We start from the raw sequence: 14,538 nt of genomic DNA, 5'->3' as shown, positions 1-14,538 counted from the left end.
AAGAGGTCGGGCCGGATCAGTGCAGGATCTGGCTGAGGAAGAGCTTGGTGCGCTCGTGCTGCGGGTTCTTGAAGAACTCGTTCGGCTCGTTCATCTCGACGATCTGGCCGGCGTCCATGAAGATCACCCGGTCGGCGACCTGGCGGGCGAAGCCCATCTCGTGGGTGACGCAGAGCATGGTCATGCCTTCGTCCGCCAGCGAGACCATGGTGTCGAGCACCTCCTTGACCATTTCCGGATCGAGCGCCGAGGTCGGCTCGTCGAACAGCATGATCTTCGGGCTCATGCACAGCGAACGGGCGATGGCGACGCGCTGCTGCTGGCCGCCGGAGAGCTGGCCGGGATACTTCAACGCCTGCTCGGGGATCTTGACGCGCTTGAGATAGTGCATCGCGATCTCCTCGGCATCCTTCTTGGGCATCTTGCGAACCCAGATCGGCGCCAGCGTCAGGTTTTCCAGGATCGTCAGATGCGGGAACAGGTTGAAGTGCTGGAAGACCATGCCGACGTCACGACGGATCTCGTCGATCTTCTTCAGGTCGTTGGTGAGCTCGGTGCCGTCGACGATGATCTGGCCCTTCTGGTGCTCTTCCAGCCGGTTGATGCAGCGGATCATCGTCGATTTGCCCGAGCCGGACGGGCCGCAAATGACCAGCTTCTCGCCGCGCGACACCTTCAGGTTGATATCGCGCAACACGTGGAACTCGCCATACCACTTGTTGACGCCGATCATCTCGACAGCCGTCGCGGTGTTCAGCGCGGTCTGCTTCAGCGCGGTCGGGCGCGAGCTGGTGGTTTCTGCCATAGCCATGATTGTTCCCCTCAACGCTTCTGGCCGGCGGCGAGCCGCTTCTCGACCGCGATCGAGTAGCGGGACATGCCCCAGCAACACAGGAAATAGAAAACCGCTGCGAATGCATAGCCCGTCGAGCGGGTCGTCGGCGTCGCCCAGGTCGGATCGACCAGCGTCGCCTCGATGGTGCGCAGGAAGTCGAAGATGCCGACGATGGTGACCAGCGTCGTATCCTTGAACAGCCCGATGAAGGTGTTGACGATGCCCGGGATCACGATACGCAGCGCCTGCGGCAGGATGATCAGCCGCATCATGCTCCAGTAGCCGAGACCGAGCGACATCGCGCCCTCGTACTGGCCCTTCGGCATCGCCTGCAGGCCGCCGCGCACCACCTCCGCCATGTAGGCGGCGGCGAAGAGCGCGACGCCGACGAGCGGGCGCAGCAGCCGGTCAGGCGAATACTCCTGCGGCACGAACAGCGGCAGCATGGTGTTGGCCATGAACAGCACGGTGATCAGCGGCACGCCGCGGACGAACTCGATGAAGATCACCGAGAGCAGCTGGATGATCGGCAGCTTCGAGCGCCGGCCGAGCGCCAGGACCACGCCTAGCGGCAGCGAGAAGACGATGCCGACCGCCGCGATCAGGAAGGTCACGGTCATACCGCCCCAGAGGCCGGTGTCGACCCTGGGCAGACCGGGGCCGCCCGCCAGCAGGCTGAGGAAGCCGAAGACCATGAGCGCGAACAGCACGAGCTGCTTCGGGCCCCAGAAGCGCTTCCAGACCGGAAGCTGCTGGACCACGCCGACCGCCGCCGCGCCGATATAGAACTGGACGATTTGGGGCACGAAGGAGAGCACGACGTAAAGCGCGGCGAGCGCCAGCGTCAGCGTCAGGCAGAAGCCAAGGAAGCGCTCGGCACCAGGGCCGCCGAGCAGCAGCACATAGGCCGAGATCGGCAGCAGCACGAAGAAGAAGAAGATGCCGAGCTTCTTCTTCGGCGCGCTCGTCCAGAGCAGCCAGGCCACGCCGAGCGCGAACATCACGAAGACGATGTTGACCCGCCAGCGCTGGTTGATCGGGTAGGAGCCGTAGATGAAGTACTGGAAGCGATCGGCGATATAGGCCCAGCAGGCCCCGACCGGCCGGCCGACCTTGTCGGCGAGGCAGGCGTCTCGGTTCGTGCCGGTCCAGACCGCGTCCAGGAAATAGAAGCGGATCATCCCCGGCACCGTGTCGACGACAAGGTAGAGGCAGACCAGCGTCAGCGCGATGTTGAGCGGGCTGGAGAGCAGATGCTGCCTGACCCAGGCGAGCGGCCCGGCGACGGAGAGCGGCGCCGGTTGCTGCTCCAGCGTTTCCCTGCGGACGAAGGCGTAGGGAGCCATTTCGGTGGTTGCGTCGGTCATTGGGGCGCCCTCACCGTTCCACCAGCGCCATGCGCTTGTTGTAGATGTTCATGAACAGAGACGTCACCAGCGAGATGGTCAGATAGACCGCCATGGTGATGGCGACGACCTCGACCGCCTGACCGGTCTGGTTGAGGACCGTGCCGGTGAAGACCTGGACCAGGTCGGGGTAGCCGATCGCGACCGCGAGCGAGGAGTTCTTGGTCAGGTTGAGATAGTTCGAGGTCAGCGGCGGGATGATCACGCGCATCGCTTGCGGGATGACCACGAGCTTCAGTGTCGGCCCGGCCCTCAGGCCGAGCGCATTGGCTGCCTCGGTCTGCCCCTTCGAGACGGCGAGGATGCCGGCGCGGACCACCTCGGCGATGAAGCCGGCGGTGTAGGTCGTGAGGCCGACCAGCAGCGCGACGAATTCCGGGAAGATCTGGATGCCGCCGCGCAGGTTGAAGCCGGCGAGCTCCGGATAGACGAAGGTGATCGGCCGCCCGGTGGCGAAATAGACCAGCGTCGGCAGGACGATGATCAAACCAAAGGCAATCAGGCCGATCGGGTACTGCTTACCCGTCGCCGCCTGCTGCTTGCGAGCCCAGGAGCGGAAGACGAAAGTGACGACAAGGCCGATCACGAACGCCCAGATGATCAGGTTGCCGCCAGGGCCGAACTGCGGATCGGGGACGTAGAGGCCGCGATTGTTGAGCAGGAAGCCGGCCGGAAGCTCGATCGACTGGCGCGGATTGGGCAGCGGCTTCAGCACCGCATTGTACCAGAAGAACAACTGCAGCAGCAGCGGCACGTTGCGGATGACCTCGACATAGATCATCGCGATCTTCGAGACGATCCAGTTGCTCGACAGCCGGGCGACGCCGACGAAGAAGCCGAGGAAAGTCGCCAGCACGATGCCGATCGCGGCGACAAGCAGCGTGTTCAGCAATCCGACCCAGAAGGCGCGGCCATAGGTGCCGCTTGAGGCGTCATAGGGGATCAGCTTCTGGTTGATGTCGAAACCGGAGGCGTTGTGCCAGAAGCCGAAGCCGGAGGCGATCTTCTGAGCCCGCAGGTTCTCGATCGCGTTCGACGCGGCGGACCAGATCACGAAGCCCACCACGGCGAGCAGCAGGATCTGATAGAAATAGCCCCGGATCTTCGGGTCGTAGAGCAGCGAGGCTTTGCCCGGCTTGACCTCTGCGGAAGTAATCGACACGTCTGACGCCCTTCTGAGTGTTGGCGACCGAGGGTCCGGCAGCGACCCCTGCGGATCACTGCCAGCCCGTATTCTTATCCGGTTCGCCGGAACAAGACAGCTTCAATGGCCGATGCGCAGCGGAGCCACGCATCGGCGGTTCTCACCGGATCGGCGGCGCGTATTGCAGCCCGCCCTTGGACCAGAGCGCGTTCTGGCCGCGGGCGATCTTCAGCAGCGAGCCGGAGCCGACATTGCGCTCGAAGCTCTCACCATAATTGCCGATATGCTTGACGATCCGATAGGCCCAGTCATTGGTCAGGCCCATCGGCTCGCCGAACTTGCCTTCGGTCCCAACGAAGCGCTTGATCTCCGGATTGTCGGATTTGAGCATCTCGTCGGCATTCGCCTTGGTGATGCCGAGCTCCTCGGCATTGATCATGGCGAAGAGCGACCATTTGACGATATCGAGCCAGACATCGTCGCCATGACGCACGACCGGGCCGAGCGGCTCCTTCGAGATGATCTCCGGCAACACCATGTGATCATCCGGATTCGAGAGCGTCAGGCGCTCGGCGTAAAGGCCCGAGGCGTCGGTGGTGAAGGCGTCACAACGACCGGCCTCATAGGCTTTGACCGTCTCCTGGTTGGAGGCGAAGGCGACGACCTCGTACTTGATCTTGTTGGTGCGGAAATAGTCGGCGAGGTTGAGTTCGGTCGTGGTGCCCTGCTGGGTGCAGATCGAGGCCCCCGCGAGCTTCAACACCGAATCGATGCCGAGCTTCTTGCGCACCATGAAGCCTTGGCCGTCATAGTAGTTGACGCCGGCGAAGTTCAGGCCGAGCGCGGTGTCGCGCGAGATCGTCCAGGTCGTGGTGCGCGACAGGAGATCGACCTCACCCGATTGCAACGAGGTGAAGCGGTCCTTGGCCGAAAGTGGAATGAACTTGACCTTGGCCGGATCGTTGAAGATGGCCGAGGCGACAGCGCGACAGATGTCCACGTCCATGCCGGACCAATTGCCCTGCTGATCAGGGATGCCGAAACCGGCGAGACCGGTGCCGGAGCCGCAGTGCAGGATGCCGCGATTCTTGACCTGCGCCAGCGTAGGCGACTGGGCCAGTGCTCCGCTCGCGCACATGGCGGCGGAGACGGCGATGAGCGCCGCGCCAATGACTTGGATCATGATTGTTCTGTCCCCTGTTTGGCGGAACGGGTTTTCCCGCTCTCGATTAACTAGCAAGCTCCAGGCCAGCCCCTGCCGGCGTCATTCTCCTCATTCTCTCCCTGACAAAAAACGGAGGTGCCCTTCCAAAAAAACTCAACGGATCGGGGGCGCGTACTGCAATCCCCCCTTGGTCCAGAGCGCGTTCTGGCCGCGCGACATCCTCAGCACCGAGCGGCTGCCGACGGTGCGCTCGAAGCTCTCGCCGTAATTGCCGACATGCTTGACGATCCGGTACGCCCAGTCATTGCTCAGGCCGAGCCCCTCGCCGAACTTGCCGTCGATGCCGAGCAGGCGCTTGATTTCCGGATTTGTCGATCCCCGCATCTGATCGACATTGGCCTTGGTCACGCCGAGCTCCTCGGCATTCAGCATGGCGAAATGGACCCAGCGCACCAGCTTGAACCATTGCGAGTCGTTGTCGCGGGTCAGCGGACCGAGCGGCTCCTTCGAGATGATCTCGACAAGAACCATATGGTCGTCCGGCGCTGTCAGCTTCAGGCGCTCGGAATAAAGGGACGAGGCATCCGTGGTGAAGGCGTCGCAGCGGCCGGCATCGTAGGCCTTGAGTGTCTCGGGGCCGGTATCGAAGGCGACGATGGTGTGCCTGAGATTGTTGATCTTGAAATAATCGACGACGTTGAGCTCGGTCGTGGTGCCCCGTTGCACGCAGATCGAGGCGCCGGCCAGCTGCATCACCGACATGACGCCGAGCTTGCGGCGCACCATCAAGCCCTGACCGTCATAGTAGTTGACGTTGGTGAAGAGCAGGCCGGGCGGCGTGTCGTTCGTGATGGTCCAGGTCGAGTTGCGCACGAGCACGTCGACGTCGCCGGCCAGCAGGGCCTTGAAGCGGTCATTGGCCGAGAGCGGGATGAACTTCACCTTGGCCGGGTCGTTGAAGATCGCCGCGGCGATGGCACGGCAATACTCGACGTCGAGGCCGCTCCAGTTCCCCTGCGCGTCGGGGGCGCCGAAACCGATCAGGCCGGTATTGGAGCCGCAGTTCAGGACGCCCCTGCTCTTGATCTGGGCGAGGGTCTGCTGCGCCTGCGCGTTCGCGGAGCTGAATACTGCCGCGACGGCGAACAGCGCCGCGCTGATGATCCTGATCATGCGTATCCCCTGTCTGGCGGAACGGGTTCGTCCCGTTCTCGGTCGGTGGCGCGTCCCGAACCGTACCGGTCCGGGCGAACCCTCCGTTTCCAGTCATTTTAGAGAGAATCGGGGCGGGAGCCGATGGCACCCGCCCCGCTCAAGCTCTTCAGCGAACCGGCGGCGCGTATTGCAGGCCGCCCTTGGTCCACAGCGCGTTCTGGCCGCGAGCGATCTTCAGCAGCGAGCCCTGGCCGACATTGCTTTCGAAGCTCTCGCCGTAATTGCCGACATGCTTGATGATCCGGTAGCCCCAATCGGCGGTCAGGCCGACGCTCTCGCCGAACTTGCCCTCGGTTCCGAGCAGGCGCTTGATCTCCGGATTGCTCGACTTCAGCATCTCGTCGACATTCGCCTTGGTCACGCCGAGCTCCTCGGCGTTCAACATGGCGTAGTGGACCCACTTCACCAGGCCGAACCACTGGGAGTCGTTATTGCGGGTCGCCGGGCCGAGCGGCTCCTTCGAGATGATCTCCGGCAGGACCATGTGATCGTCCGGCGCCGTCAGCTTGAGGCGCTCGGCATAGAGGCCCGAGGCATCGGTGGTGAAGGCGTCGCAGCGGCCGGAATCATAGGCCTTGACCGTCTCGTCCGAGGTCGCGAAGGCGACGACTTCGTATTTCAGGTTGTTGGCGCGGAAGAAGTCAGCGAGGTTGAGCTCGGTGGTGGTGCCCTGCTGGGTGCAGACCGAGGCGCCGCTGAGCTGCAGCGCCGAGGTGACGCCGAGTTTCTTGCGGACCATGAAGCCCTGGCCGTCATAGTAGTTCACGCCGGTGAACTGCAGGCCGAGCGCGGTGTCGCGCGACATCGTCCAGGTCGAGTTGCGCACGAGCACGTCGACCTCGCCCGACTGCAAGGCCGTGAAACGGTCCTTGGCCGAGAGCGGGATGAACTTCACCTTGGTCGGGTCGTTGAACACCGTCGCCGCAATGGCACGGCAGAAATCGACGTCGAGCCCCTTCCAGCTGCCCTGCGCATCCGGCACGCCGAAACCGGCGAGGCCGGTGTTCGAGCCGCAGTTCAGGATGCCGCGGCTCTTCACCTGAGCGAGGACTTGAGGCGCTTGGGCCTGCGCGCTCGCCGCAACCAGCGCGAAGCCGAACCCGGCCACCGCGGCTGCCATGAATTTCTTCATCTTGATCTCTCCCGTTGATTGCCCCGCCGGCATCTGCCGGCCGGAACGTGCCGATCCCCCCGCATCGTCGCGACTTTTCATCCCGTTCGATGCCTAAACATTAGTCGAAGTACGGCGCGCGCCGATTGCCAGAGCCGTGCATGAGCGTCAAGCAAAGGCGCCCCGTGCCCCCATCTCTTTTCACTGCGAGCATCACATGCGACTTTCCGGAGGTGGTCAAGTGCGACCACAACCCGCCCCGCCCCGATCCCGCCCGCGCGTGCCTCCCGGTCCATGAAAAAACTGTCCAAGCCCGAATTCGCGCGGCTGCGCGAGAAGACCCGCCTCGCCCTCGCCGGCCGCGACCCGAGCGACAGCTACGGCTTCGTCAACCCGCCGATCGTGCGCGGCTCGACGGTGGTCTATCCGAACACGCAGGACTTCCTCGTCCGCAAGGCGCGCTACACCTATGGCACGCAAGGTAACCCGACGATCGACGCGCTGCTCGCGGCGGTGAACACGATGGAGGGCGGCGCAGGCTCCGTCGTGGTGCCCTCCGGCCTGCTCGCCTGCACCCTGCCGATGCTGGCGATGCTCTCCGCCGGCGATCATCTTCTGGTGACCGACAGCGTCTACCGCCCGACCCGGATCTTCTGCGAGAAGATGCTGCCCCGCTACGGGATCGAGGTCAGCTACTACGATCCGGCGGCCGGCGCCGACATCGCCAAGCTGTTCCGGCCTAACACCAAAGCCGTGTGGACCGAGTCTCCGGGCTCGCAGACCTTCGAGATGCAGGACATTCCGGCGATCGTCGCGGCGGCGCATGCGCGCGACGTGCTCGTGATGATGGACAACACCTGGGCCACGCCGCTCTTCTTCGATGCGCACGCATTCGGCGTCGACCTCTCGGTTCAGGCCGGCACCAAATACTATGCCGGCCATTCCGACGTGCTGATCGGCACCGTCTCGGCCCGCACGCCCGAGCTCTACAAGCGCCTGCGCGAGGCCTGGGAGACACTGGGGTTGATCATCGCGCCGGAGGACGCGTTCCTGACGCTGCGCGGCATCCGCACCATGGCGGTCAGGCTGAAGGAGCAGATGCCGGCGGGGATCGAGATGGCGAACTGGCTCGCCGCTCGTCCCGAGGTCGCCCGCGTGCTGCATCCGGCGTTACCCGACGATCCCGGTCACGCCATCTGGAAGCGCGACTTCACCGGCGCCTCCTCGCTCTTCGCGATCGAGCTGCACCCTGTGTCGATGAAGGCGGTCGCCGCCATGCTCGACGATCTCGCCCTGTTCGGCATGGGCGCCTCCTGGGGCGGCTATGAAAGCCTGGTGCTGCCGTTCGACTGCACGCCCTACCGCACCGCGACCAAGCCCGGCTTCAAGGGCCCGACGATCCGCCTCCATATCGGCCTCGAGGACCTCGAGGACCTGAAGGAGGATCTCGACGCGGGATTCGCGCGCCTGAGGGCCGCGAGCTGAACGCCGTCACGGCAGCGGACGGGCCGATCGTCTTCGCCTATCTCGACGAACCGCCCTTCTGCTGGCCGGCGGCCAACGGCGCTGCGCAGGGCTGCGATGTCGAGCTGGTGACCGCCGCCTTGCGGGCGCTCGGCATCACCGCGTTCGAACAACGTTTGACCACCTTCGCCGAGCTGTTGCCCGGGCTCGCCAACGGGCGCTGGACGCTCACCACGCCGCTCTTCGTCACCGCAGAACGCAGGCGGCTCGTTGATTTCAGCCGTCCGGTCTGGGCGCTTGCCGACGGATTGCTGGTGCGAGTGGGCGATCGCGCACGGCTGACAGGCTATCGCGCGGTCGCCGCGGCCGGCGCGCGGCTGGTGGTCGTCGGTGGCCAGGTCCAGGAGCAGGCCGGACTAGCGGCCGGCATCGCTCCGGAGCGCATTTTCAGTGTCGCGACGCAAGAGGATGCCGTGGCTGCGGTGAAGAACCGCCGGGCCGACGCCTATGCCAGCGTCGCCATGGCCCATCGCGGCTACCTCGCCCGCCAGCCCGATGCGGAGCTGGCGATCGTCAGCGTGCCCGCCAGCGAGAGCGCTCCTGCCGCCGGGGCCTTCGCCTTCGGCAAGCAGCACCCAGCGTTGCGGGAGCGATTCGACGCGGCGCTCACCGACCTGATCGGCAACGACTGGCATCGCGCCATGATGGCGCGCCATCGCTTCCCGGCCGGCGAATACTGAGGCTTCGTTTCAGCTGGGGCTGGAGTTCGTATCTTCGCCGCGTGCCTTGGCCCGCAGCACGAATTGCAGGTTGCGGAGGTAGACGAAGACCCCGAAGCCCTGGCCGAGGATGAAGACCGGGTCACGGCGATAAAGCGCGTAGACCAAGAGCAGCATGCCGCCGCCGATCGAGAACCACCAGAAGGTCATCGGGACAACCGAGCGCTGCGCCTTCTCGCTGGCGAGCCACTGCACGACGAAGCGCATGGTGAAGAGGCCCTGTGCGACCACGCCGAGCAGCACCCACCAATCGACATTGTTGACGAAGACGTCGTGGAAATAATCCCCGATCATGTTCTGCAGGTCGATGAGCATCAGCGCGCCTCCGTCGCGATCTGCGGCACATGCTTGCGGCGCCGGATCAGCCACCAGACACCGGCGAGATCGAGAATGCCGACCCAAAGCCGGTCGAAGAAACCGTAATTCGAGACGCCGGTCAGGCGCTGGCGATCGCGCACGTCGTGGTGCAGCACGGCGAGGCCCTCGCGCACCACGAGCGCCGGCATGAAGCGGTGCAGCGCATCGAAATAGGGCAGCGCCAGATAGGCGTCGCGCCGGAAGCATTTCAGGCCGCAGCCGGTGTCGCGCGTGCCGTCCTTGAGGATGGCGCCGCGGACCTTGTTGGCAATGCGCGACTGCATGCGCTTGAAGCCGGTGTCCTTGCGCCCGACGCGCTGGCCCTGGACCATGCCGGCCGAGGCACCCGCCGCCTCTAGCTGGGCCAGCATCGCCGGGATGAAGGAAGGATCGTTCTGGCCATCGCCGTCGAGGGTCGCGACGATCGACGCCTTCGCCGCCCTCACCCCGCTGCGCACCGCCGCCGACTGGCCGCAGGACTGGGCATGGCGCACGACCCGCAGCCAGGGCCGCGTCACTGCGAGGTCGGCGAGCGCCGCGGCGGTGCCGTCGCTCGATCCGTCATCGACATAGATCAGCTCGAAGGCGCCGATGCCGGCGCAGGCGCTCTCGATGTCGCGGATGAGCGGGGCGATGTTGCCCTGCTCGTTGCGCACCGGCACGACGATGCTGAGCCTGGGCTGGCCGTCTGAAGGCACGGGTTCGGTCACGGATTGAAGTCTTTCTGCATTGCGGCGCGCAAACTGCGTCAAGCGCCGCGACGGGGCAAGCGTCGATCACTCGCGGACATAGACGCTCATCTCGAGGCGCTTGCCGCCGTTGAGGTTGAAGCCGGTGATCGTGGTCAGCAGCCGCGGCGCCACTCCCGACGCGGCGAGGCCCTGCCGGAAACCGTCGAGGAAACGGCCCTCGACCAGCGCGACGCGGCAGCCGGGCTCGCGCAGGAAGCCGGCAGCGGCGCTGCCGTCGGCGCCCATGCGCAGGTCGGTGCCCACCAGGAAGACGAGGCTGGGCTCGCGATAGCCGACGGTCATCACCTGCGGGTTTTGGCAGCTCACGGCCTGCACCGCCTCGGCCAGCCGCGGCGACAGCTTGAGGCCGCGCAGACTCGGCGAAGCCAGGCCGTAGACGCCGGCGCCGAGCAGCAGGCTCGCGACCACCCCGCGCCAGAGCGCGCCCTCGAAAGCGCCCTCGCGGAAGGCCAGGAAGCTGCGGAAGGCGACGAAGAGCGCCAGCGCCAGCACCGGCAGAGCGAGCCAGGGCAAGGTCTTGTCGAGCGTCCAGGTGCCATAGAGCAGCACGCCGACGAGCGCCGCCGGCACCAGCACCACGAGGAAGGCCGTCAGGTCGGAGCCGCGGCGGAAACGGTTGATGCCGCCATTGACCAGAGCGAGCAGGAGCAGCGCGGTGATCGCGGGATAGAGCGGCAGCACGTAGTGCGGCAGCTTGGTCGGTACCGCCTCGAAGACGAGCCAGGACGGCACGATCCAGGCGAGCAGGAACAGGATCTGCGGCTCGCGCCGCTTGACCCAGGCGAAGGGAATCGCCATCGCCGCAAGCGCGGCGGCGGGCCAATAGGTGCCGAAGAACAGCAGCAGATAGAGGCCGGGCGGGCCCCAATGCTTCTCTTGCCCCTCGCCGACCTTGGCGAGCATGTCCTTGCCGACGCTCTCGGCGAAGAAGTTGCCGCCGGTCTTCACCGCGATCGCGACGAACCAGGGCAGCACGACGACGAGGCAGAGCAGCAGGCCGAGCCCGGGCCGCAGCGGGGCGAGCCAGCGCAGCGAGCGCTCACGGATGGCGAGGACGAGGATCGCGAGGCCCCAGACCATCGGCACGATCGGCCCCTTGAGCAGCAGGCCGAGTGCCGTCGCCGACCAGAACACCAGCCAGTTGTGGCGGCTCGGCACGAAGGCGAGCGAGCGCGTCCAGTCGAGCCAGGCGCGGGCGAGCGCGCCCATGGTGGCGACCGCGCAGGCGGCGAGCAGGGCGTCGGTCTTGGCGAAGCGGGCCTCGACGCCGAGCAGCACGGCCGCAGCCATCAACGCACCGCCGAGCAAGGCGAGGCGCGCGCCGACGAAAGCAAGCAGAGCCCAATAGGTCAGCAGCACGGTCGCGATCGCGCCGATGAGCGAAGGCAGCCGGTAGAGCCACATCGTCGTGCGCGCCTGCGGCACGCCGAGCGCCTCGCCGGCTGCGACGCTGGCCGCCTGCAGCCAGTAGATCCCGACCGGCTTCTTGTGCCTGGCCTCGTCCTGGAAGCGGATGTCGACGAAATCGCGCGTCTCCAGCATCTGCTTGCTGGCCTGGGCGAAGCGCGGCTCGTCGCGGTCGAAGGGCTGCAGGCTGGCGAAGCCGGGCAGGAATGCCGCCAGCGACAGCAGGACCAGCAGCAGGCAGGCGCGCCGGTGGCTCGCGGACGCGAAGCTAGCGAGCCGGTCGAGACCGGAGCCGAGCGAAATCATCTATACTCCTTGCAGCCGCGGCAGGGGCTGGAACTTGGAGGTTGTTGGCAGCGACCAGAGATCCGGCGAATTCGTCCGGGCCATGCCCTGCCTTTCGGGCGCGATCATGACCGATCCGGCCGCCGGGCGTTTACGACTTCGCGCGAACCACGGCAAGATGCAGCCACGGGCTGCGGCGACGCCGCGTCTGCGCTTGCCCTGCGGGACGGATCCGGAGATAGCCATGGTGAGGATCGCGCTGCGGGCGATCTGGATCGGTTGCCTCGGCATGCTGCTGGCGATGCTGGCGGCCTTCGCCGTCGTGGCGGTGGTGCTGATCTTCGATCCGAAGTGCGGCCCCGGCGATTCCGGCGGCTGCGCCATGGGACTGGTCACCGCGACGCTGGGAGCAGCCTTGCCCGGCTTCATCATCGGTTTCGCCGGCCATCTCGCCCTGACCTTCTGGCGCAGGCGTCCGACGCTGCCGACGATCCGCCAGCTGCGCAATTGGGGGCGAGAGGACTGAAGACCGCGGCGTCGCTGGCGGCCGGGGCAGCGGAACCCTATCTCGGATGGAGGGTTGACGCTCCGGCTGCAAGGAAACGTCGGTGCAGGCCGAAAGGAACAGGATCATGAAGAGCCCGATCGCGGTTCACACCGACGAGGACTACGAACAGGCCCAGCAGCGCGTGACCGAGCTCAATGCCGCGCCGGACAGCAGGGAGAAAGAGCGCGAGCTGGAGGCACTTGCGGAAGCCATGCTGGCTTTCGAGCTGCGCCGCGACGAGGCGCAGGAGTGAAGAAGCAGTGGCGAGCCCGACAGGATTCGAACCTGTGACCAGCAGCTTAGAAGGCTGCTGCTCTATCCAGCTGAGCTACGGGCCCTGAAGGAAACGGCGGGCTTGGTATCCGCCGTTCACTTGAACTTCAATGCGTCCACTGGCCGACGCGGTTGAACTTGAAATTGTCCGAATAGGTCATGGTGCGGCGCTTGGCCTGATGCGGCTGCTCCAGGCGATAGGCGATGCCGTTGCGCGTCGCATAGGCGACCGCCTCCTCGGCCGTGTCGAACCAGAGCCTGAGCTGGCTCTTCATGTCGCCCGACGAGGTCCAGCCCATCAGCGGCTCGATTTCGCGCGGCCGCTCCGGCTCGTATTCCAGCAGCCAGCGGCCGGTCTTGGCCGTGCCGGACTGCATCGCGTTGCGCGCCGGCGAATAGATCCGTGCCGTCATGCTTCCCCTCGCCTTCCGGCAAAGCCTAAAATGGTCGGGGCACCAGGATTCGAACCTGGGACCCTCTGCTCCCAAAGCAGATGCGCTACCGGGCTGCGCTATACCCCGAACGTCCTGCAAGTGCATGGAATCACTCACCGAACCGCCGCAGCGCCCTTGCGAGGCGAAGCGACGCGCTACGCAATAGCATCGAACTGGCGGGATGGGAACATCTTGCGGCGCCGCAGCGTCTAAATGACGATCAGATCCCGCGATCTGCGCGACAGCAATTCGCAGCCGTCGCGGGTGACGAGGACGTTGTCGATGATGCGTGCGCCCAGCCGCTCGTCATGCAGGAAGACCGGGGGCTCGACGCTGACGACCATGCCGGCGCGCAGCGTGTAGCCGCTGCCGCCGATCATGTGCATCGGCTCGCCCCAGCTCGGCGGAAAGCCGGGCGCCAGCCCGTAGCCGGAGGTGTGGACGCGGCCATGCTCGAGGCCGGCCTCGCCGATCACGCGCCTGGCCGCCTCGTGCGGTGCGGTCGCGGGGGCACCGTCGCGAATCTCGGCGATGCAGGCATCGCAGGCACGGCGGACGATCTCGTAGAGCTCGCGCATCCTGGCAGTCGGCTCGCCGAGGCAGAACTGCCGGCCGAGCGTCGCGGTGTAGCGCCGGAAAGTCGCGCCGTATTCGATGCTGCCATAATCGCCGGGCTGCAGCCGGCGTTCGGTCGGCGCGCCGTGGCTGTAGCAGGAGCGCTCGCCGGAGACGAGATTGATCGGACTCGCGGCGAGGCCGCTGCCGCGCGCCAGCAGCGCGCCATAGACCTCGCCGGCGATCTCGAGCTCGCTGCGCCCGGGACGCAGCGCCGCGCCGAAGACCGTGAGCGCCTCGTCCGCGATCGCCGCCGCCTGCCTGACATAGCCGAGCTCGGCCGGCGACTTCACCAGGCTGAGATCGTGGACGAGATTGGTCGCCTCGACGAAGGCCGAGCCGAAGAAATCGCGGATCGCGATGTGATGATGCGGGTGGAGATAATAGGCCGGTACCTCGACGCCGACGCGGCCCGCCAGCAGGCCGAATTCGTCGGCGAGGCGGGCGAATCGCGGCAGCGGGTCCTCGTTCTCGTTGCCGCCGAAGGTTTCGAGCCGGTCGACCAGCGCATCGTCGAGGATCTCGGCGCGCTCGCCCTCGCGCGCCATCATCGCCAGCGGTCCATCCCCCGCGGGAACCAGCAGGCACTGGAACTCCTGGTAGCTCTTGGCGTCCGAGCCGGTCAGCCAGCGGATTGAGACGGGGTGGAAGAGCACGAGCCAGTCCAGCTCCTTCTCCGCCATCGCCCGCCGGACGCGGGCACGTCGCCCCGCGAACTCCTCGACCGCGAAATCGTGCCGTGACATCTC

General features: G+C 66.0%; 15 protein-coding genes and 2 tRNA genes. 4 read left to right on the top strand and 13 right to left on the bottom strand.

Annotated features, from left to right (window positions below; translation table 11 throughout):
* Positions 1-16 precede the first annotated feature (16 nt).
* The 6 genes from ASE66_RS25160 to ASE66_RS25135 form a co-directional block, all read right to left on the bottom strand.
* Entirely contained in the window at positions 17-805 is a 789-nt protein-coding gene (locus tag ASE66_RS25160) for an amino acid ABC transporter ATP-binding protein (protein WP_413814298.1), read from the bottom strand.
* Between the two features lie 17 nt (positions 806-822).
* Positions 823-2,202, bottom strand: coding sequence for an amino acid ABC transporter permease (locus ASE66_RS25155; RefSeq protein ID WP_057192465.1), 1,380 nt, complete (start codon positions 2,200-2,202; stop codon positions 823-825).
* 10 nt (positions 2,203-2,212) lie between these two features.
* A complete protein-coding gene (locus ASE66_RS25150) occupies positions 2,213-3,403 on the bottom strand; it encodes an amino acid ABC transporter permease (RefSeq protein WP_057192464.1) in 1,191 nt (396 codons plus the stop codon).
* Between the two features lie 142 nt (positions 3,404-3,545).
* Positions 3,546-4,523, bottom strand: a complete 978-nt coding sequence (locus tag ASE66_RS25145) for an amino acid ABC transporter substrate-binding protein (protein WP_413814297.1) — start codon at positions 4,521-4,523, stop codon at positions 3,546-3,548.
* Positions 4,524-4,703: 180 nt separating this feature from the next.
* Positions 4,704-5,723 (bottom strand): amino acid ABC transporter substrate-binding protein, encoded by a 1,020-nt coding sequence (locus ASE66_RS25140; protein WP_057192462.1) that lies wholly within the window; start codon positions 5,721-5,723, stop codon positions 4,704-4,706.
* A gap of 148 nt (positions 5,724-5,871) precedes the next feature.
* Entirely contained in the window at positions 5,872-6,897 is a 1,026-nt protein-coding gene (locus ASE66_RS25135) for an amino acid ABC transporter substrate-binding protein (RefSeq protein ID WP_057192461.1), read from the bottom strand.
* Between the two features lie 273 nt (positions 6,898-7,170).
* Here ASE66_RS25135 and metC point away from each other — a divergent pair, with 273 nt between their 5' ends.
* Together metC and ASE66_RS25125 are read left to right on the top strand one after the other, a co-directional pair.
* Positions 7,171-8,361, top strand: coding sequence for a cystathionine beta-lyase (gene metC, locus ASE66_RS25130; protein WP_057192460.1), 1,191 nt, complete (start codon positions 7,171-7,173; stop codon positions 8,359-8,361).
* Complete coding sequence (locus tag ASE66_RS25125) at positions 8,334-9,080, top strand: transporter substrate-binding domain-containing protein (RefSeq protein ID WP_320409792.1); 747 nt, start codon at positions 8,334-8,336, stop codon at positions 9,078-9,080. Before metC ends, ASE66_RS25125 begins: the two co-directional genes overlap by 28 nt.
* 9 nt (positions 9,081-9,089) lie before the next feature.
* Here the strand turns inward: ASE66_RS25125 and ASE66_RS25120 are convergent, their stop codons facing one another.
* The 3 genes from ASE66_RS25120 to ASE66_RS25110 all read right to left on the bottom strand — a co-directional run bounded on the left by ASE66_RS25120 (position 9,090) and on the right by ASE66_RS25110 (position 11,941).
* Positions 9,090-9,434, bottom strand: coding sequence for a lipid-A-disaccharide synthase N-terminal domain-containing protein (locus ASE66_RS25120; RefSeq protein WP_057192458.1), 345 nt, complete (start codon positions 9,432-9,434; stop codon positions 9,090-9,092).
* On the bottom strand, positions 9,434-10,186 hold the full coding sequence (locus ASE66_RS25115; protein WP_057192457.1) for a glycosyltransferase family 2 protein: 753 nt from the start codon (positions 10,184-10,186) through the stop codon (positions 9,434-9,436). The genes ASE66_RS25120 and ASE66_RS25115 overlap by 1 nt, the downstream gene beginning before the upstream one ends.
* A 66-nt stretch (positions 10,187-10,252) precedes the next feature.
* On the bottom strand, positions 10,253-11,941 hold the full coding sequence (locus tag ASE66_RS25110) for an ArnT family glycosyltransferase (protein ID WP_156412322.1): 1,689 nt from the start codon (positions 11,939-11,941) through the stop codon (positions 10,253-10,255).
* Positions 11,942-12,164: 223 nt separating this feature from the next.
* On the opposite strand from ASE66_RS25110, the gene ASE66_RS25105 reads away from it, so the two are divergent.
* Entirely contained in the window at positions 12,165-12,446 is a 282-nt protein-coding gene (locus ASE66_RS25105; protein ID WP_057192456.1) for a hypothetical protein, read from the top strand.
* Between the two features lie 106 nt (positions 12,447-12,552).
* Positions 12,553-12,720, top strand: a complete 168-nt coding sequence (locus tag ASE66_RS32250) for a hypothetical protein (RefSeq protein ID WP_156412321.1) — start codon at positions 12,553-12,555, stop codon at positions 12,718-12,720.
* 8 nt (positions 12,721-12,728) lie between these two features.
* On the opposite strand, the gene ASE66_RS25100 is transcribed toward ASE66_RS32250, so the two are convergent.
* The 4 genes from ASE66_RS25100 to ASE66_RS25085 all read right to left on the bottom strand — a co-directional run bounded on the left by ASE66_RS25100 (position 12,729) and on the right by ASE66_RS25085 (position 14,535).
* Positions 12,729-12,805 (bottom strand) — tRNA-Arg (locus ASE66_RS25100).
* A gap of 42 nt (positions 12,806-12,847) precedes the next feature.
* Positions 12,848-13,153, bottom strand: a complete 306-nt coding sequence (locus tag ASE66_RS25095; RefSeq protein WP_057192455.1) for an ETC complex I subunit — start codon at positions 13,151-13,153, stop codon at positions 12,848-12,850.
* Between the two features lie 31 nt (positions 13,154-13,184).
* Positions 13,185-13,261 (bottom strand) — tRNA-Pro (locus tag ASE66_RS25090).
* 122 nt (positions 13,262-13,383) lie between these two features.
* Positions 13,384-14,535, bottom strand: a complete 1,152-nt coding sequence (locus ASE66_RS25085) for a M24 family metallopeptidase (RefSeq protein ID WP_057192454.1) — start codon at positions 14,533-14,535, stop codon at positions 13,384-13,386.
* Positions 14,536-14,538: the final 3 nt, after the last annotated feature.

Source organism: Allobosea sp. Root483D1 (assembly GCF_001429505.1).
Lineage (GTDB): Bacteria > Pseudomonadota > Alphaproteobacteria > Rhizobiales > Beijerinckiaceae > Allobosea.
This window is presented reverse-complemented; position numbering and strand designations above follow the sequence as displayed.